At 72.1% G+C, this 18727-nt stretch carries 17 protein-coding genes; 5 read left to right on the forward strand and 12 right to left on the reverse strand.

Translation table 11 applies throughout. The features are described from left to right. Nucleotides 1–90 precede the first annotated feature (90 nt). Complete coding sequence (locus ACCP09_RS04430; RefSeq protein WP_433743314.1) at nt 91–1152, forward strand: DegT/DnrJ/EryC1/StrS family aminotransferase; 1062 nt, start codon at nt 91–93, stop codon at nt 1150–1152. A 172-nt stretch (nt 1153–1324) separates the two neighbouring features. Here ACCP09_RS04430 and ACCP09_RS04435 read toward each other — a convergent pair whose 3' ends face one another. Together ACCP09_RS04435 and ACCP09_RS04440 are read right to left on the reverse strand one after the other, a co-directional pair. Further along, nucleotides 1325–2122, reverse strand: a complete 798-nt coding sequence (locus ACCP09_RS04435; protein ID WP_433743316.1) for a hypothetical protein — start codon at nt 2120–2122, stop codon at nt 1325–1327. Continuing rightward, nucleotides 2119–2547: an MmpS family transport accessory protein gene (locus tag ACCP09_RS04440; RefSeq protein ID WP_027933003.1), complete on the reverse strand. Its 429-nt coding sequence runs from the start codon at nt 2545–2547 to the stop codon at nt 2119–2121. The genes ACCP09_RS04435 and ACCP09_RS04440 overlap by 4 nt, the downstream gene beginning before the upstream one ends. Nucleotides 2548–3096: 549 nt before the next feature. Between ACCP09_RS04440 and ACCP09_RS04445 the strand changes: the two genes are divergently transcribed. Continuing rightward, complete coding sequence (locus ACCP09_RS04445) at nt 3097–3927, forward strand: helix-turn-helix domain-containing protein (RefSeq protein WP_208722372.1); 831 nt, start codon at nt 3097–3099, stop codon at nt 3925–3927. Here ACCP09_RS04445 and ACCP09_RS04450 read toward each other — a convergent pair. Then, nucleotides 3917–5035: an MFS transporter gene (locus ACCP09_RS04450; RefSeq protein WP_378334534.1), complete on the reverse strand. Its 1119-nt coding sequence runs from the start codon at nt 5033–5035 to the stop codon at nt 3917–3919. The genes ACCP09_RS04445 and ACCP09_RS04450 overlap by 11 nt on opposite strands. 54 nt (nt 5036–5089) lie before the next feature. On the opposite strand from ACCP09_RS04450, the gene ACCP09_RS04455 reads away from it, so the two are divergent. Continuing rightward, nucleotides 5090–5839 carry an AraC family transcriptional regulator gene (locus ACCP09_RS04455; protein ID WP_378334533.1) on the forward strand — a complete coding sequence of 250 codons (750 nt, stop codon included), beginning with the start codon at nt 5090–5092 and terminating at the stop codon, nt 5837–5839. Nucleotides 5840–5928: 89 nt separating this feature from the next. On the opposite strand, the gene ACCP09_RS04460 is transcribed toward ACCP09_RS04455, so the two are convergent. The 9 genes from ACCP09_RS04460 to ACCP09_RS04500 form a co-directional block, all read right to left on the reverse strand. Further along, nucleotides 5929–6363: a VOC family protein gene (locus ACCP09_RS04460; protein WP_027933006.1), complete on the reverse strand. Its 435-nt coding sequence runs from the start codon at nt 6361–6363 to the stop codon at nt 5929–5931. Between the two features lie 16 nt (nt 6364–6379). Beyond that, entirely contained in the window at nt 6380–7756 is a 1377-nt protein-coding gene (locus ACCP09_RS04465; RefSeq protein ID WP_433743320.1) for a PepSY-associated TM helix domain-containing protein, read from the reverse strand. Next, complete coding sequence (locus ACCP09_RS04470; protein WP_433743322.1) at nt 7753–9291, reverse strand: copper resistance CopC family protein; 1539 nt, start codon at nt 9289–9291, stop codon at nt 7753–7755. The genes ACCP09_RS04465 and ACCP09_RS04470 overlap by 4 nt, the downstream gene beginning before the upstream one ends. Beyond that, nucleotides 9288–10049: a DUF1775 domain-containing protein gene (locus ACCP09_RS04475; protein WP_433743324.1), complete on the reverse strand. Its 762-nt coding sequence runs from the start codon at nt 10047–10049 to the stop codon at nt 9288–9290. The genes ACCP09_RS04470 and ACCP09_RS04475 overlap by 4 nt, the downstream gene beginning before the upstream one ends. Before the next feature lie 106 nt (nt 10050–10155). Next, a complete protein-coding gene (locus tag ACCP09_RS04480) occupies nt 10156–12453 on the reverse strand; it encodes a copper oxidase (RefSeq protein WP_378334529.1) in 2298 nt (765 codons plus the stop codon). A gap of 120 nt (nt 12454–12573) precedes the next feature. Next, the gene (locus ACCP09_RS04485) at nt 12574–13275 is read right to left on the reverse strand and encodes a hypothetical protein (RefSeq protein WP_433743326.1); all 702 of its coding nucleotides are present in this window, start codon (nt 13273–13275) and stop codon (nt 12574–12576) included. A 340-nt stretch (nt 13276–13615) separates the two neighbouring features. After that, a complete protein-coding gene (locus ACCP09_RS04490) occupies nt 13616–14296 on the reverse strand; it encodes a helix-turn-helix domain-containing protein (protein WP_433743328.1) in 681 nt (226 codons plus the stop codon). Further along, nucleotides 14296–16068: a CopD family protein gene (locus ACCP09_RS04495; protein WP_433743330.1), complete on the reverse strand. Its 1773-nt coding sequence runs from the start codon at nt 16066–16068 to the stop codon at nt 14296–14298. The genes ACCP09_RS04490 and ACCP09_RS04495 overlap by 1 nt, the downstream gene beginning before the upstream one ends. Before the next feature lie 10 nt (nt 16069–16078). Further along, a complete protein-coding gene (locus ACCP09_RS04500; protein WP_433743332.1) occupies nt 16079–16756 on the reverse strand; it encodes a YcnI family copper-binding membrane protein in 678 nt (225 codons plus the stop codon). A 398-nt stretch (nt 16757–17154) separates the two neighbouring features. Between ACCP09_RS04500 and ACCP09_RS04505 the strand changes: the two genes are divergently transcribed. Further along, nucleotides 17155–17475 carry a 2Fe-2S iron-sulfur cluster-binding protein gene (locus ACCP09_RS04505; protein WP_027933015.1) on the forward strand — a complete coding sequence of 107 codons (321 nt, stop codon included), beginning with the start codon at nt 17155–17157 and terminating at the stop codon, nt 17473–17475. Beyond that, nucleotides 17472–18689, forward strand: coding sequence for an NAD(P)/FAD-dependent oxidoreductase (locus tag ACCP09_RS04510; RefSeq protein ID WP_433743334.1), 1218 nt, complete (start codon nt 17472–17474; stop codon nt 18687–18689). The genes ACCP09_RS04505 and ACCP09_RS04510 overlap by 4 nt, the downstream gene beginning before the upstream one ends. Nucleotides 18690–18727 lie beyond the last annotated feature (38 nt).

An 18727-nucleotide genomic window follows, 5' to 3' on the forward strand; every position in this document is an offset into this window, starting at 1 on the left:
CAGTCGGGTGGATGCGGTTTACCACGCGGGATCCATTCGTACAGTCTTACGGACGCCTGAGCCGAACACAGTAAAGGAAACGCCGAGCCGATGATCCCCGTCACCGCGGTCGACGTCCGCGATGCCGAATCCCTCGTGGTGGAGGTGCTGCGGTCGGGAACGCTCACCCAGGGCCCGGTGGTCGCCCGCTTCGAGGACGCCTTCGCCCGCGCCGCCGGCACCGCCCACGCGGTCGCCGTGAGCAGCGGGACCGCCGCCGTCGCCGCCGCGCTGGAGGCCCTCGGGCTGGGCCCCGGCGACGAGGTGATCACGTCGCCGTTCACCTCCGCCGCGACACTCGCCGCGATCCTCCGGACCGGCGCGACCGTCCGCTTCGCCGACATCACCCGCGACGACTTCGCGGTCGACCCGGACGCGGTCGCGGCCGAGATCACGCCGGAGACCCGCGTGATCCTCCCGGTCCACCCCCACGGCCAGGCCGCCGACCTGGGCAAGCTCGCCCCGCTGGCCGAGGAACACGGGCTGCGCCTGGTGGAGGACGCGGCCCAGGCGCTCGGCGCGACCTTCGCCGGGCGGGCGGCCGGGTCGTTCGGCGTCGGCTGCTTTTCGTTGTCCGCCAACAAGATCGTGACCACCGGTGAGGGCGGGGTGGTCACCACGGACGACGCCGCGCTGGCCGATCGCCTGCGCCTGCTGCGCGACCACCGCATGTCCGAGCTGCACGCCGCCGTCGGCGTCCCGCAGCTGGACCGGCTGGACGAGCTGCTCGCGGCGCGGCGGCGCAACGCGCGGCAGCTGTCCGTCGGCCTGGCCGGCACGCCCGGGCTCACGGTGCCCGCCGAACTGCCCGGCCGCGAGCACGCGTGGCACCGGTACAGCGTGCTGATCGGCCCGCACGCGATGCTCGCCCGCGACGAACTGGTCGCCGAACTGGCCCAGCGTGGGGTCGAAACCGAGGTGCACCACCCGAAGCTGGTGTTCGACCACGACCGCTTCCGCGAGCACCCGCAGATCCCGGCGGTGTCCCGGCAGGACTTCCCGGTCGCGTTGAAGGTCACCGAGGAGGTCCTGTCGCTGCCGGTGCACCCCGCGCTCTCCGAGGCAGACCTGGACACCGTCGTGCGCGAGGTGCGCGAGGCGCTCGGCGCCTGACCTCCGCTGTCCGATGTGGACGGGGACGGCACGGCGCGGGGTTTTCTCAGGCAATTCTTGGGTACCACGGATTAGCATGGGGGTTGCCCTGTAATGCGGACAGGGCCCCTGGGATCCAGCGGGCGGGCGGAACGCCCGCTGGATCCCCTTCGCCTCCCGCACCGGGAGGAGTCTATTCGTCCGTTCGGCGCAAAATCCAGGTCCGGCCGAGCTGGATTCCCACGAGCGCGATGAGCAGCGCGGCGAGGATCGCCGGGCTCTCCCACGGCCGCGGGTCGTCCGCGGGCAGCGCCGCGGCCGTCGTTCCCGCGCGGGATCGTCCCAGCGCCACCGTGTCGAACTGCGCCTGTGGGACGGTGCTCTGCACGTCGTAGTGCAACCCGGGGGCGGGGGCCGCGGCGGGCGGGCCGGCCGGGCCGTCGCCCTGGTACGGCGACGGCCCGGGCGGCGCCCCTCCCCCGGCCGGGCCGCCCGCGGGCAGCGAGAACTCCGGCGGGGTGAGCGTGGGCGGTGGTGGCGGTGATGGCGGTGGCGGCGCAGGCGGCGGGTCGACGCGCGGCGCTTCGGCCGGCACCGCGGTGATGCGGCAGGTTCCGGCCAGCAGGCCGTGCACCGGGCCGACGAGCGCGTCGAGCACCGGGCCGACCACCGAGATGCCGGTGAGCCGCGCGAGCACGGCGTCGGCGATGACATCCCCGGCGATCCCGGCCGGGCCGGCCGCGGGCAGCACGATCGGCGGGGTCGCGCGCCAGGCCGTCTCGAACGCGGGAACCAGGACGTTCAACGGGTCCAGCGGAGTCAGCACGGACACCACCGGGTCGAGCACCGCGAGCGGGCTCAGCGCGAGCTCGTCGCCTTCGGTGACGGTGGCGACGCAGCTGTCCAGAACCCGCGCCTCGGCCCGCGCGGCGGGTGCGGCCAGCAGACCGAACGCCAGCGCGCCGGCCACGATCGCGGCACGGGCCCTCACGGCCGGATCACCGAGGAACAGGAGACGGAGGTCCAGCCGTCCGGGGCGTCCGCGGTGTGCACGACGACGCCGTCCACAGAAACGGAGCAGCCGACCGGGCTGGCCGCCGTCACCTGGGCCACGCCGAGCGCGGGGCCGACTTCGAGGTCCAGCTCCAGCCGCCACGGCAGGGGCACGTCGCGCAGCGTCTCGGTGCGGTTGACGCCGTCGGTGACGTACCGGATCTCCGGCGCGGAACCGGAACCGGTGACCTCGTAGACGACCCGGTGCGCGCTGCGCGGCAGCTCGAAGGACGTGCGGCTGAGCGGCTGACCGGTGCTCAGCGCCTGCAACGCGGTGGCCGCGCCAACGGGGACGACGGCGGCGCCGATCAGCCACGGCAGCCACCACGTCCGCCGGGCGATCCGCGTGGCCGTGTCCCTCATCGTGCTCGCTTTCTTGGACGCTTCTCAGGTTCGATCCGGACGGATGTGGAAACCTGGGGAGCGTCATCCTGGCACGCGCGTCGGCAGGCTGACCAGCCTCGCCGATCGGCCCGGGAAGCATTTCCGGAAATACGCGTTCACGTCCGGGAAACATTTCCGCCGGACGCATTCGCGCAGGCTGCGGGCCCGTTCCCGACGGCGGGGACCGAACGGGCACGCGGACCCGAACCGGACCGGCCCGCCACCACTCCGGCCCTGGTGAGGCAAATACCTGCCAGTCCACTCGCGACCGCCGCTGGGCGCGGGACGACCGGGTGGCACCCATATGCCTCACCCGCGCAAGGCCATCACTTTCCCGGAAAAATTTCCGGCACCTCTTGTGATCGGCACTTAACGATGAGGCCATCCGGCCGACACACCCGGCGTCGTAATGTCCGTTGTGCCCGTGATCCTTCCGCCATCCCGGGCATCGAATTGCAGAAAGGGAGACGATGCGCGCACCGCATTTGCCGCGCACGTGGTGCCCGTGGCCACCCGCAGGGGCACACCATGACGACACGTGACGCCCGCAGCCTGTCCCCCGACGCGCTGGAGGCCCTGCGCCGCCGTGCGGTGGCCGCCGTCGAGGCCGGGGTGTCCCGGTCGGAGGTGGCGCGCCTGTTCGGCGTGTCCCGCAAGACCGTCGGCGCCTGGGTGCTCGCCTACCGGCGCGAGGGCGAGGACGCCTTCCGCCCCAAGACCCGTGGCCGCCGCCCCGGTGAGCAGCTCGCGCTCTCGCCGGCGCAACAGGCGTGGACCATCAAGACGATCATCAGCGGGACGCCCGACCAGTACGGTCTCCGGCACCGGCTGTGGAGCCGCCCCGCCGTGGTGGAACTCGTCAACCGCGAGTTCCGGATCCTGCTGAGCCCGGCGACCGTCGGGCACTACCTGGTGCGGTGGGGCCTGATCGACGAGCCGTACCTGCAGGAGATGATGCGCAGCCGCGTCACCGCGACGGTGCCCAGGCCGCGCGGCGCCCCGGCGACCGCCGAGGAGTGGATCCCGGAGGCGGAGGTGCTGTGGGTGGCGTGGACGCGGCCGCACGCGCCCGCCGACCGCCGCGCCGTGTCGCGGCAGAACCTGATGTCCGGGTTCCGCAACTACTTCGGCGACGTCAACGTGCTGATCGCGATGTCCAACCGGGGGGTGGTTCACTTCCGGGCCGGGCTTGGCCCGTTCGACACCCCGCACGCGGAGGACTTCCTGCACCGGCTGATGCGCCAGCTCGGGCGGCCGCTGAACGTCGTGGTGTGCCGGTGGCCGCTGCAGCACTACGAGATGCTGCAGGCCTGGCCGCGGCGGCACTCCGGGCGCATCTCGGTGCGCTTCAGCCTCTGACCGGCTCGTCCACTGTGGACAGCAGGAGCAGGCCGAGCGCGGGCAGCGCGATCAGCGGCGCGAGCGCGGTCCGCAGCGAGGTGGCGTCCGCCAGCGCGCCGAGGACCGGGCTCGCGAGCCCGCCGATGCTGACCGTCAGCCCGAGCGTGATGCCACTCGCGGTGCCCACCCGGCTCGGCAGGTAGTCCTGGCCGAGCGTGACGTGCAGCGAGAACGGCACGTACAGGCCGGCGGACGTGCCCGCGACGAACAGGTAGAGCAGCGGGCCGGGCACGAACACCACCCCGGCCACGGACAGCGTGGTGAGCGCGTAGGACCACCGCACGACGGGGATCCGGCCGAACCGGGCGGCCAGCTGGCCGCCCGCCACCGTGCCCACCGCGCCGCCGACGTAGAGCACGAACAACGCGACGGTGCCCGCGAGGCTCCCGCCGCCGGTGCGCTGCTGCGCGTACAGCGAGACGAACGTGCTCAGTCCGATGAAGACGATGGAGCGGCAGACGATCGCGCCGGACAGCTTCGCGAAGGAGGCCCAGTCGTTCCGGCCGGCGCCCTCCCGCGTGGGCGCGGCGGTGCCGGAGATCCGGCGGAGCGCCATCGCGCACAGCAGCGCGCCCACGGCGGCGGGCAGCGCCAGCAACGGCGAGAACGCGAGCCCGCCGGTCGCGACGACGGCCGCGACGAGCAGTGGCGCGGTCGCGAAACCGACGTTGCCGCCGAGCGAGAACCAGCCCATCGCGGTGTGGCTGCCACGGCTCGCGAGCCGGGCCACGCGGGCGGCTTCGGGGTGGTAGGCGGCGACGCCGATCCCGGAGACCGCGACGGCCGCCACGGTCAGCGCGTACGAGCCGACGCCGGCGAACGCGACGCCGAGCCCGCTGGTGAGCGCGCTGACCGGGAGCAGCCACGGCATGGACCACCGGTCGGCGAGCGCGCCGAACAGCGGTTGCACCACCGAGGACAACAGGGACGCGGCAAGCACGACGCCGGACACGGCGGCGTAGGTGTAGGCCCGCTCGGCGACGAAGAACGGCACGAGCGCGGCCACCGCGCCCTGGTAGACGTCGACGCACGCGTGTCCGACCGCGAGCAGGGGGATCGTTCGCACCTGCCCATCGTCGCCGTGGCGGACGCTGGCACGCTTCCGTTAATCTGCCAGGTGATGTCGAAAACCCGCCACCTGCCGCACGCGCCGACCAGGACCCAGGTCCTGGCCGCGGGCGAGCGCATCGACGCGCACCGCCACGACGAACACCAGGTGGTCTATGCCGGTTCCGGTGTCCTCGCGGTCACCACGGACGCGGGGACCTGGTTCGCGCCCGGCACCAGGGCGATCTGGGTGCCCGCCGGCTGCGTGCACGCCCACCTCGCGCACGGCCGGACCGACCTGCACCTGCTCGGCCTGCCCGCGGCTCCGAACCCGCTCGGGCTGGAGGAGCCGGCCGTCCTCGCCGTGAGCCCGCTGCTGCGTGAGCTGATCCTGGCCGCGACCGCCGCCCCAGGCGGGAGTTCGCCCGAGCAGCGCCGGTTGCGGGCGGTACTGGTGGACCAGCTGCGGGCGGCGCCGCGGGAGCCGGTGCAGCTGCCGACGCCGTCGGACCCGCGGCTGGTGGCGGTGTGCGAACTGCTGCAGGCCGACTGTGCCGACCCGCGCACGCTGGCGCAGCTGGGCGCCGCGACCGGGGCGAGCGAACGTACCCTGAGCCGCCTGTTCGCCGCCGAGCTGGGGATGTCCTTCACCGCGTGGCGGACGCAGTTGCGGCTCTACCACGCGCTACGACTGCTGGCCGAGGACGTCCCGGTGACGACGGTGGCCCATCGCTGCGGCTGGTCCTCGGCGAGCGCGTTCATCGACGTCTTCCGCCGCGAGTACGGTCACACGCCCGGGACGCACCACCGCCGCGGCGGCTAGTTCTGTTTTCCAAGCGGCGGAGCCGCCTCACCACCCGAGCAACCGGCTCCGCTACCCGCACCGCCACGCAAGCCGCGCCCGAGAATGTCCTAATCCAGGCAGAATTCGTTGCCTTCGATGTCCTGCATGACGATGCAGGACTCGTTGAACTCGTCGGCCTCCAGCACCTGTACGCACGTCGCCCCGAGGGCTTCCAGCCGTGCGCGCTCGGCCTGGAGCGTGGCGAGCCGCTCTGCGCCGGCGAGACCGGTGCCGGCCCGGACGTCGAGGTGCACCCGGTTCTTGACGACCTTGCCTTCCGGCACCCGCTGGAAGAACAGCCGCGGCCCGGCGCCCGTTGGGTCGACGCAGGCGAACGCCGCTCCCCGCTGCTCCGGCGGCAGCGAGCGGTCGTAGTCCGCCCACGAGCCGAACCCCTCCGGCGGCGGTGGCACGACGTACCCGAGCACCTCGCACCAGAACCGGGCGACGCGCTCGGGTTCCGCACAGTCGAAGGTGATCTGAACCTGCCTGACCGAACTCATCGGACCACCATAGCCGCTACGTGGCCCGCGGCACCGGCTTCTTCCGGCGCTGCAGCGCGGAAATCCCCGCGTCCACCGCCAGGAACACCAGCAGGCTCGCCCCGAACACCGGGAGCACCCAGGTGAGCGCGACGATCGCGAGGAACCCCAGCGCCGCCATCGGCAGCGACAGCTGCTTCCAGGCCGCCGTCGGCAGGGCCTTCCACTTCCCCCGGTACGGGCTGCGCACCCACCACATCCGGTAGCCGAGTCCGATGAGGACCAGCAGGCCGGTCACCAGCACCGTCAGCACGATCTGGTTGGCCAGCCCGAACAGCGTCCCGGTGTGGAACTCCGCCGCGACCGACGTCAGCTTCGCCAGGAACGAGTAGTCGTCCCAGCCGATGTGCTCGGTCACCTCGCCGGTGAACGGGTCAATGCTGATGTTGTCGCGCTGCAGGGGGATGCCGGCCGCGCGCTCCATCACGGTGTAGACCGCGCCCGCCCGCGCCGGCGCCGTCACCAGCAGCTCCCCGTGCAGCCCCTGGGACTTGGCGATCTCCAGCACCCGGTCGACGCCGATCGGTTCGACGCCCTCCGGCACGACCACCGGCGCGGCCGCCAGCGTGGGCGCGCGCAGGCGCATCGGGTCGTTCTCCTGGCTGTCGCGGCCGCCGGTGAACTGGGAGATGAGCAGTCCGCTGACCGCGATCACCACCAGGCCCGCCGACAGCCACAACCCGAGCGGACCGTGCAGTCCGCGCAGCCGCAGCCAGCCGCCCTTCGCCTTGCGGGGCGGGACGAACAGGTCACGGGTGCGCCTGCGCCGCCGCGACTGCGCGAGCCACAGCACCAGTCCACCGAGGACGATCACCGGCAGCCAGCTCGCGCACAGTTCCGCGTACCACCGCCCCGGCTCGCCGAGGTGCAGGTTGCTGTGCAGGTCCCGCAACCACGTGTTGGCCGGCATCCGGTTGCCTGCCGTCGTCAGCTCCCCGTTGATGTAACCGGTGTACGGGTCGACGAACACGGTGCGCGCCTGCCCGTCGTCGCCGCCGGTCAACCCGGGCACGGACAGCACCACCCGCGTGGTGCGGTCCGGCGCCGGTGACGTGATCACCTGCCGCAGCGCGGCTTCCGGGTGCGCGGTCATCGCCGCGCGGACCTGTTCCGACACCGGTTTCGGCGTCGCGCCGACCTCGTTGACGTACAGCTGCGAGTGGTACAGGTTGTCGTGGATCTGCGGGCTGAACACGTACACCAGCCCGGTCAGGCTCAGCACCACGAGGAACGGCGAGACGACGATGCCCGCCATGAAGTGGACCCGGCGGGCGATCACCCGCAGGCCGGTCATCCCGCGCGCGGGCTGCTTCTTCCGCTTTCCCGGCGGGCGGGTCTCGGTCGTCGTGCTCATCGGACCTCGATGACGCCGTAGATGACTTCCTGCTGCCCGTCCGGCGTCCGCGCGGTGAGGGCCAGCTCCCACGGCCCGGCCGACGGCACGGTCACCGAACCGACCAGGCGCCCCGCCTCGGCGGCCGCGAACGGCACCGGGACCGGCGCGCCGGAGGGCGGGGCGAGTTCGGCGGTGATCGCCGTGCCCGGCTTCGCGTCGAGGACCGTGACGTGCACCTGGTTGTCCCCCACCCGCGCCGGGACGACCGCGAGGTCGAGCGCGCCGGTGGACAACGCGAGCCGCACCAGCGGGGCCTGCGGCGCGGGCGCGGGACCGGCAGGCACCACGGACAACGCCGTGCTCACGCCGACGAGCGTGACCGCGAGCCCGGTCTGCACCAGCGTCAGCCGTCCGGCCAGTGCGAGCAGGCCCAGCAGCAGCACGAGCACCGCGAACCCGGCCCACAGCCAGCCCGCGAGGCTCCCGAGGTGCTGCCACACCTGCGCGCCCGCGGTCACCGCGAGCAGCGCGGCGCACACCACGACCAGCGCCTTCGGCCGCCCCGCCGCACCGGGGAACCGGCGCAGCACCACCAGCACCCCGGCGAGCACGGCCAGCGCGGTGAGGTGCACGACGCCGGCCACGACCGAGCCGGGCCCGGTGAAGCTCCACGTCGCCACGACCGCGGCGGTGCAGGCGAGCACCGTGCCGCCACGCAGCCGCCGCTCTCGCGCCGACTCCGCCGGCGCCATGGTCAGGAACTGCGCGATCCCGATGCCGGCCACCGCGACGACGAGCAGCCGCGCGAGGTAGACGTGACCGGTCGCGGACTCCAGCACCCCGGAGACGAGGCGGCCGTCGAGGATGCCGGTCAGCGGCAGCTTCGCCGCGTACGGCCCGAAAGTCAGCAGCGACAGGACGGTCCCGCCGAGCAGTCCGCCCCACGCCCAGGCCGCCATGCGACGGACCACAGTGGACTCGGCGCCCGCGGGCCACACCACGGCGACGAACAACACCAACCCGGCGAGCAACGCGAGCGCGGCGAACGCGAGGAACTGCGCGACCGCATACGCGACCGTCACCACCAGACCGGGCCGGGCGTCCAGCGCGGGCGGGGCCTGCACGGGGCTGCGTGAGGCGAGGTCGAAGGTGAACGTCCCGGTGGCCGCGTCCTGCCCGGTCACCGGCACGCTCCAGGCGATCGTGTACGTGCCCGCGTACTTCTGCTTCGGCACCGGCACGGAGAGCGTGTTGTCCCGGCCGTCGGCATGCACCGGACGACCCGGGTCGACCGGACGCTTGTACGGGTCGGTCATCCGGATCGTCGAGAGGCCGGCGGGCACCGGCCGGTCGAAGGTCAGGACGATGTCGTCGGGCCGAGTGACCTGGCCGTTGCCGGGCGCCGACGACACCAGCACGGGCGGCTCCGGCGACACCGGCGAGGACAGCGTCAGCAACGAGGTCCAGCAGGCGGCGATGAGCAGCAGGAACGGGAGCAGCCGTGCCGCGCGGCGGTTCCGGGTGACGGCAGGCGGTCTCTCCAGCGTCGTCATCCGTTGCTCACCTTCTCCGGCTCGGGCTTCGGCTCGGGATCCGGCGCGCGGCGGTGCAGCAGGTGGGTGCGGAGCCCGACCAGGGCCACCACCAGGAACGCGAGCCCGAGCACGCCCCACAGAAAGGCGAACGGGGTGATGCCGCCGCTGTTCGCCTGCTCTTCGGCCTGCTGCTCGGCGGCCGCGACGGCCTGGTCGGCCCGGTTCGCTTCGATCACCGCGGGCGGCGGGGCGCCCTGGGCGGCGTTGGGACTGACGACGATCACCGGCGCATTTCCGGCCGCGGCGGAGAACCGGTCGGTGGCGCCGCTGGTGTAGCCCTGGACGGTTTCGAGCACCAGGTCGCCCTGCTCGGGCAGCGGGCCGAGGGTGACGAGGAACTGCTCGAACTGGCCGGGGCCGACCTCGCCGCCCTCCAGCACGATCGAGCCGACGACCTGGCTGATCAAGCGGTCGCCGGACTGCTGCGGCGGGTCGAGCGGGCGCGGGTTGATCTTGGCGGTCCAGCCGCGGGCGGGCTTGACCTCGGCGAAGGCGATCGGGGGACTCTGCGGGAACACGATTTCGAGCCGGTTGCTCTGGGTGTCGGTGCGCTGGTTGGCGAGGCGGAAGGCGAAGGTCTCGGTGCTGCCGCCCTTGACCGAGCCGGGCACGATCGACACCTGCGCGGCGGCCGGGGCGGCCAGGCCAAGCAGCGCGCACGAGGCGAGGAGCAGCGCGGCCGCGGCACGCGCGAAGGACCTGGGGGATGCGGGCATGGCGGTCTCCTGAACGGCCGTGGTCCGGAGCGGGCTGGCCGCTCCGGACCACGGTTTCCCTCACGGGGTGGGTGGATCGATCAGGCTGAGCTGCTGCGGAACCAGCTCAGCCGATCGGGTTCAGCTGCTCGGGGGTCAGCTTCTCCCGCCAGCCTGCGGGAACCTGCTGCGACCAGCCGTTGTAGACCAGCGGGATGGGCAGCACGCCCTGACCACCCATGCCGGGCTGTCCGGTCAGCGTGCCGTCCGACTTCGTGTCCGCGGTCGGGGCCAGCACCAGCTGACCGACGACGGCGGCGTCGGCGATGTTCCCGTCCATGTTCGGGTCGATGTCGATGACCTGAGCGGCGTTCGAGAACTTGTTCGACACGTAGGCGTAGTACCCGCCACCCTTCTTGGCACCGAAGTTGATGCCGTGGCAGCCCGCGTTGCAGGGCAGCTCCTTGACCACCTTGTCGGTCTTCGGGTCGATGACCGAGACGGTGGCGCTGAAGGTGTTGGCGGCCAGCATGCCCTTGTCGTCCGGGCTCACCGGGAGCTGGATGGTGAGACCACCCCACGGCTTGGTGCCGTTCCGCCCGGTGACCGGGTTGTAGTTGTCCCACAGGTCGATGCTCGCGTTGTGGACCTTCTTGCCGTCCTTGACGCAGGCGTCTTCGGCGAGGGAGACGCACGAGATGCTCCCGCCGAGGAAGTCGGCCATGTAGAACTTCGACTGGTCGGACATCATGCTGGAGGCGATCGGCAGTTCGCCGGTCGGCTCCTTCCGCCACGTGCCCGTCTCGTTGTCCACAACGGACGCGTCGTACGGGTTCACGTTCGGCGTGACCGTGGTCTTGCCGTCCGAGCTGAGCCAGAACGCGTGCGGGTGCTGCGGGAAGTCACCCGGTGGACCCACGGGGATGCGGCGTTCGATCTTCTCCGCACCCGGCGAGAGTTCGACGACGTCCGTGCCACCGTTGATGGCGACCTGGACCTGGTCGGTGTCGGTGCGGGTCATGACGTGTGACGGGTCCGGACCGACTTCGATCGTGCGGACGTGCTGACCCGTGGACCGGTCGAAGACGGAGAGCTCGTCGTCGAACCACTCGGTCTGGTACAGGTACTTGTAGTTCTTGTCCGTCCACATGTTGTGCGGGTTGTTCATGTTGATGCTCGAACCGGAGATCTTGCGGTCGACCGTCCAGTTCTCCACGTTGACCTTCGTGGCGGCGCCGACGTAGTCCTTGCCCGCGTACTCCTCCATCTGGGTGTCGATCCAGACCTCACCCACGCCAGGGGTCTGCGGCGGGGTCAGCTTGTCCAGGGTCTTGGGGTACCCGAACTTCTTGTCGTAGTAGGCGTCCAGGATCGGCACGAGCACCGGGTTGCCCTGGGCGTCGTACTGCAGGATCGGCGCGGGCGGGAACACCGGGTTCCACTGCGACGACTCGGTGGTGCTGTAGGTCTGCCAGTTGTCCGGCACCGTCGCGGTGAAGAAGATGCGCACCAGCTGCTGGATGACGTCCGCGTTGGACGGAACCGTCAGGTCACGGGAGTTGACCTTCAGCTTCTTGCCGAAGTCCAGGCCGATCGTGAGCGGGTCGTCGACCACCGTCGCACCCAGCATGTACGGGTGGATCGTGCAGGTCCACGCGTACAGGCCGGGCTCGGTCAGCTGCGTGGAGTCCGAGCCGGCGAACGCGCCCATCTGCTCGAAGAAGGGCGCCCCCTCCGGCCAGATCAGCGACGTGATGTCGTGCAGCGACTGGTTCTTCGGGCTGCCGATGGTGAAGTTGGCCGTGATGGCCGGGCCCTTCACCGCGAACGTCGCCAGGTCGTCCAGTGCCTTCTGCAGGTCGAGGCCGACCGGGAGGCTGTCCAGGCTGATCGGCTGGTCCGCGGGCAGGCTCGCGACCTCGGCCTGGAACTGGCTGAGCAGGCCCTCGGCCTTCGCCGCCGACGTCGCCGCGCGCGGCTCGGTGGCGGCGATGTTCTTCACCGCGGACAGCGTGCTGTCCAGGTTCAGCAGGTCGGTCAGGCCGCCGAGCTGCCCGAGGGACGGCATCGCCTTCGCCGGGTCGCTGGAGACCAGGCCGGTCAGCGAATCGACCAGGTCCAGGTTCAGCAGCCCGTTGGACTGGGCCGTGTCGAGCTGGCCCAGCGGCAGGTTCGGCAGGCCGAGCGTGCCGTCCGGCAGGCTCGGGATGATGTTGCCGTCCAGCGCGGAGGTGCCGAGGCGCGGCAGCTCCGCCACGGCCAGCGACTTGCCGCCGAACAGCTCCAGGCCCGAGTCGAACCAGTTGCCGTTGCTGTCGTTCAACGTGAAGGTGATCGGCACGGGGCCGACACCCACTGGCAGCGCGGCGGCCGGCACCGCGGCCACCGTCGTCGCGCCCAGCGCGACTGCCGCCAACGGGATCACCGTTTTGAGGCGGCGGGACCGCCTCTTCCCGGCTCCCGGGGGAGCGTTTTCGGGCATGTGCTTCCTTTCTCTCCACAGCCGTCCGAACCCGTTCGGACGGAAAACCAGAGCAGGCGTGGTTCAGGTATTTGCCGGGCCGGTGGCCACGTTGAATACTTCCCCGCGCATCCGCCGAACCCAGGTGCGTACCAATTGCGCGCTCACCAGCGTGAGGGCGAGAGTCGCCAGCAGAACCGGCTGGGACAATTCGTCCCGGGTCACCGGCAACGCTTCCGCCGTGCCCGTCGGCCGCTGCGTGCTCACCACATCGGTTTTCCCGGCGGCCACGGCCTGCGGTGGCGCGCCCGGTGCGCCGAAGTTGAGCGCGGGCCCGAACGGCAGGGGGTCGGCGAACCCGAAGCGCGCGGTGGCGCCGCCACCGCTGCTCTCCTGGGCCGTCAGGCGACCGCCGGACGGCGTCCCGACACTGTTCGCGCTCGGCGAGGAGGACGGCGGCGTGGTGGACGGCGAGGCGGGTGGCTGCTGCTCCCCCGGGACCGGCGCTTCCGGCTGGACCGTCGGCACGAGGAGGCCGCACGCCGAATCCACCACCGTGGTCACGGTCTCGGTGACCGGCTGCAGGACCGGCCCGAGGAGCGGGATGGACCCGAGCCCGTCGGTGATGTCGTCGCCGGGGATCAGAACGGGGGCGTCCGGCGCCAGCGCCGTGCAGCCGGGGGCGGCGACCGGTTCCTCGGCACCCGCCTCGGCCGCGCCCACGGTCATGCCACCGAGGCAGCCCACCGTCAGCGCGCCTGCCGCGAGATGACGTCGGAATCGCATTCTTGGCCTTCTCTCAGGAATTTCGCCGTCCAATGTGGAAACCTTGATTGCGGGACCATCGTGGCATGGCGGAACCGGTCCTGACCAGCAGCCCGAAAACGCCCGCGCGCGCCCTTTTCGCAAATGTTTCCGGATCCACAGCGCGACGCTGAACAGCCGTTTTCCCCCGCCTCCCGGAACGATTTTGCCCCGGCCATCACCCGGTCGAGCGGCCGAATCCGCGGAAATCACCTCGAAGATTTTTCGCGCACCGGACATGTTCACCGTTCCGAAACAAGGAATCGCGGGCACACGAACAAGCCCCCGCGGCGAGTGCCACGGGGGCTCGGGTTCGAGCGGTTCAGCCGATGGACAGCCCGGCGATCACGTTCCGGTCCGCCGAGCACCACCTCTCCAGCAGTTGCCGTTGCGCCGCAGGCCATTCCGTGACGACCGCGGTGACTTCACGGGCGAGCTGCATGCGCAGCCGGTTGCGGAAATCCACCAGTTGCGCCACGTCGAACGGCAGCCGCCCGGCGCGGAAGAACACCAGCCCGCGGTGCGTCACCGCGACCAGCGCGTGCAGCCCGCGCGGCGCGGTCCAGCGCACCGCCAGGCCGTCGCCGACGTACTCCCGCGGTCCGGTCAGCCCCCAGCGGGTCAGGTAGCGGTCCGCCGTCGCCGGGCTGATCCGGATGTCGAACTCGCGCTCGACCAGCTCGGTCACCGCCCGGCGTGTCCACAGCAGGTGCGGCAGGCCGGCCGCGTCGGGCAGACCGGCGGCGACCACCGCGACGATCCGGTCCTGCTGCTCGCCGGACAGGGCAAGGCACTCGCCCACCCGACGGCCCCGGCGCTGCGGCGGGAACGCCTGCTCGCCGGTCGCCTGGTACGCCCGGACCCAGACGCCCACCGTCTTGCGGCTGACCCCGAGCATCGTCGCGACCCGGCCCTGCGACAGGCCGGCCGTCACGGCGGCCACCGCGCGGCGGCGCAGCCGTTCCAGTTCCGGTGCCGACAACCTCCGCGCGTCCGTGGTCATCAGCGCGCCCCCACCGGGATCCGCACGACAGCCTGGTCCACTTCGGACGTTCGCACGGTGACGGCCAGCTCCCACATCCCGGGCATGGTGACCGGCACGTTCACCGCGATGGCGTGGTCGCCGCCGATGAACTGCAACGCGACCGGCAGCGGGCCGACCGACTTCGACGGCAGGCTCAGCGACGCGGTCAGCTCGGCCACCTGCTTCGGCCGCCGCTGCGCGTCCAGCACCGCGAGGTGGATCTCGTTGCGTCCCACCGCTCCCGGGGTCACCAGCGCCGCCAACTGGCCGGCGCCCGCCGGTCCACCGCCGGCGTCGAACGGCAGGACCACGTTCACCGGACCGGTCCGCGCCGGGATCTCCGCCTCCGCCCGCTCCCGGGCCAGCTCGGCGGTGGCAGGTTCGGCGCTCACCAGGAAAGCCGTCACCCCGAGCACCACGGCGGCCAGCACGGCCTCGGTCGCGATCATCCGCCGGAACCGGCTGACCTCGCGCTCCTCCGGACCGCGGTAGGTCTTGCGCTTCTTGGACACCACCGGCGCGTGGGTGTAGTGCCTGCGGACCCACTGCCGGGCCAGCGCACCCAGGAGCACGAGCACCACCACGAGCCCGACCTTCGCCAGCAGCACCGCGCCGTAGCTGGTGGCGAACAGCGCCGTCAGGCTGCCCACCTCGCGCCACGCCTGGTAGGTGCCGGTCACCACCAGCACGGCGACGCAGACCAGCGCGGTGCGGGAGAACCGCGGGATCGCGATCCGCATGCCGAACACGTCACCCGAGCGCAGGAGCACGCCGAGCAGGACGGGCAGGCCGCCGAGCCACACCGCCATCGCCACCAGGTGGATCGCGTCGACCGGCAGCGAGAGCGCGACCTGAGCGCCGGTGACGCTGTGGTTGGTCAGGCTCCAGGTGATCGCGAGCGCGCCCCCGGCGGTCAGCACCAGCGCGGCCCGCCGCCGGTGGTCGCGGGCCTGGTACTCGGCGAACGACGTCCGCCGGAACACGTGGACGAGCACCGCGGCGATCAGTCCCAGCAACGCGGCGCGCACGACCAGCAGCAGCCCCATGCGGCTGCCCAGTGTCGCGCCCAGGCCCTGTGGATCGAGCAGATCGGCGGCCGTCCCGGCGGCCGAGTACGGCCCGTAGGACACGAACGCCAGCACCGTCGCGCCCAGCAACGTGCCCCACCCGGTCCACAGCATCCGCCGCACCGCGGGCATCGCCTCGCCGCCCGGCCAGCACGCGGCGACGAAGAACGCGGTGCCCAGCAACAGGGCCACCCCGGCGTAGCCGAGCCACCGCGCCACCGCGTACAGCGCCGACACCACGCCGTCCGCGGTCTGCTCGCCCGCGTTCGCCGCCACGCCGCCGGTGACCGAGCCGATGCTGAACGCGAAGGCGCCCGGCACCGGGTGGGCGTCGGCGGACACCACGCGGTAGCTGACCGTGTAGGTGCCCTCGGCGAGGCCGGACGGCAGCGTCACGGCCACGACGTCCGCCTTCCCCGGCGGGTGCGCCGGCGCGGACACCCCGCCCACGGCCCCGCCACCCGGGCCGATCACGGTCACCTCGGCCGCCTCGACCGGCTCGTTGAACTGCAACGTCACTTCCCGTGGCGCGGTCGCCAGCACCTCGAAACCGCCCGGCGTGGTGCCGATCAGCACCGCGTGCGCGGACGCCTGGCCCGCCCCGCCGAGCGCCGCGGCCACGAGCGCGCCGAGCACGACGACCAGGCGCGCCGCCCACCGGGGCGTGTTCCCGTCCCTGCTCATGCCGCGGCCCCTACAGCCGGGCCTTTTCACGCTCACCGACCGCGGGGACCGGCGCGGGCTTGCGGCGCACGGCGGCCCAGCCGAGCGCGACCAGTCCGGCGGCCAGGCCCGCCCCGCCGAGCACCCGCGCGGTGGTGTCCGAAGTGGACTCCGGCGCGGGCGGTGGCGCCACGGACAGCGCCGGCGCCGGGTGCTCCGGCTCCGCCTGCCCGGCCTGCGGCACGTCGATCCACCGCACGACCTGCCCGTCGGAGTAGGTCTGCAGGGTCTTCATGACCAGCGTTCCCGCGGGCGGCGAGGCGATGCTGACCGGGAAGTCCTGGTAGGTGCCGACGGGGATCTGCCCGCCCTCCCAGACGATCGCGGTGACCGCTTCGCTGATGGTGCCGTGCTCGGTGGCGATCGGTTGCGGGAGTTCGGTCGTGGTGACGGACACGCTCCAGCCCGGCACGGTCTGCGGGGTGACCGAGGCCAGGGGCTTGTCCTCGGGGAAGCGGACCTCGAGGCGGACGGTGGTGGCGTCGTCGCGTTCGTTGGGCACGCTGAAGGCGACGGTGGCCCGCTCGCCGGGTTCGGCGGTGTCCGGCGAGACGGAGACGTGCGCCCACGCGGCCGGTGGCAGCAGGAACATCGCCGCGATGCCGACCGCGGTGGCAGTGACAGTGCGACGCAAATGCGGTGCGCGCAATGCGGATCCTTTCGGTTGTCACCGCGACGGCGGAAGTCGCGGCGTGGCCCAATACTGCCGCCGCTCGTGTCGCGCATGTGGCACCACTGTTAACGGCACGTCACAAACCGCTCCAACCGGATGTCGAATGCTACCGGAAAGGCAAATTCCGGCCACTTCGCTTGCCGGATTTCCGCAGGTCACAGCCGGTTTCGGTCGGAACCTCTTTTTCCGTACCCGATTGCCGGGAGTCGGCTGAGGCAATATCATCCCAACTCGCCGGCCACTCCTCCGTCGAAGAAATCTTCCGCACAGCAGGCCTCGCGCGAACCGGGGTCGGAACTAACATTTCCGAAATACCCGGCTGTTAGCGTTCTGCGGGCAACACGCCGCCGGAGAGGAGAGGTGGGAGCAGCGTCATGCCCAAGATCACTTATGTTCAGCAGGACGGCTCGGCCGAGTCGTTCGACGTGCCGGCAGGCATGTCGGTCATGGAGGCCGCGATCGAAGCCGGGGTCGGCGGGATCGTCGCCGAGTGCGGCGGGAACGCCATCTGCGCGACCTGCCACGTGTACGTCGACCCCGGCCAGATCGAGAAACTGCCGCTGCCGCAGGCGGACGAGGACGCGATGCTCGACAACACCGCGTGTCCCCGCGCCGAGAACAGCAGGCTGTCCTGCCAGATCGAGGTCACCGAGGAACTCGACAGCCTGACCGTGACCGTGCCGGAGGAACAGTGACCGACGTCGTGATCGTGGGCGCGGGGCAGGCGGGTTTCCAGGTCGCCGCCTCGCTCCGCGAGAAGGGGCACCAGGGCCGGGTGGTGCTCGTCGGGGACGAGCCGGGCGTGCCCTACCAGCGCCCGCCGTTGTCGAAGGCCTACCTCTCGGGCGCCCTGCCGGGCGAGCGTCTCGCGCTGCGACCGCAGGCGTTCTACGACAAGCACGGCATCGAGCTGGTGTGCGGGCGGGCGGTCGGGATCGACCGGGACCGCCGCCGCGTCGCACTCGCCGACGAGCGTGAACTGGAGTACGGGCACCTCGTGCTCGCCACCGGGACCCGCAACCGCGAACTGCCGGTGCCGGGCGCGAAACTCGACGGCGTGCTGGGCCTGCGCACCCGCACGGACGCCGACGCGCTGCGCGAGCGGATCGGCGGGGCGCGGAACGTGGTGGTGATCGGGGGCGGGTTCATCGGCCTCGAGTTCGCCGCGTCGGTGGCCGAGCTCGGGCTGTCGGTCACCGTGCTGGAGGCGTCGGACCGGCTGATGCGCCGGGCCGTGTCGCCCGCGGTGTCGGCGCACTACCGGGAGCTTCACGAGCGGCGGGGCACGCGGGTGCTGTTCGGCGCGTCGGTGGTCGCCCTGCACGGCGGCCACGAGGTGACCGGGGTCGAGCTGGCGGACGGCTCGGTGCTGCCCGCCGACCTGGTGGTCGTCGGCATCGGCGTGGTGCCCAACACGGAGCTGGCCGCCGACGCCGGACTGGCGGTGGACAACGGCATCGTGGTCGACGAGCAGATGTCCACATCGGACCCGTGCGTCTCCGCGGTCGGCGACTGCGCGGTCTACCCGAGCCGGCACGCGGGCGGCCCGCTGCGGCTGGAGTCGGTGCAGAACGCGGTGGACCACGCCCGCTGCCTGGCCGCGCGGCTGACCGGCGTCGCGGAGCCGTACGCGTCGGTGCCGTGGTTCTGGAGCAACCAGTTCGACGCGCGACTGCAGATCGCGGGACTCGGCACGGACCACGACGAGGCGGTCGTGCACGGCGACCCGGAAGCGGGCTCGTTCTCGGTGTTCTGCTTCCGCGCGGGGCGGCTCGTGTGCGTCGAGTCGGTGAACCGGACACCCGACCACATGGCGGCGCGCAAGCTGTTCACCGCGGGCGGGTCGCTGGACCGCGAGCTGCTGACCCCGGGCTTCGACTTCCGGCAGCACCTGGCCGCCATGGCCTGACTCCCGTCACCCGAGTGGCCCAGCACCCCGGTCGCCGG

The sequence above is a fragment of the Amycolatopsis sp. 3B14 genome, assembly GCF_050958625.1.
Classification (GTDB): domain Bacteria; phylum Actinomycetota; class Actinomycetes; order Mycobacteriales; family Pseudonocardiaceae; genus Amycolatopsis_E; species Amycolatopsis_E thermoflava.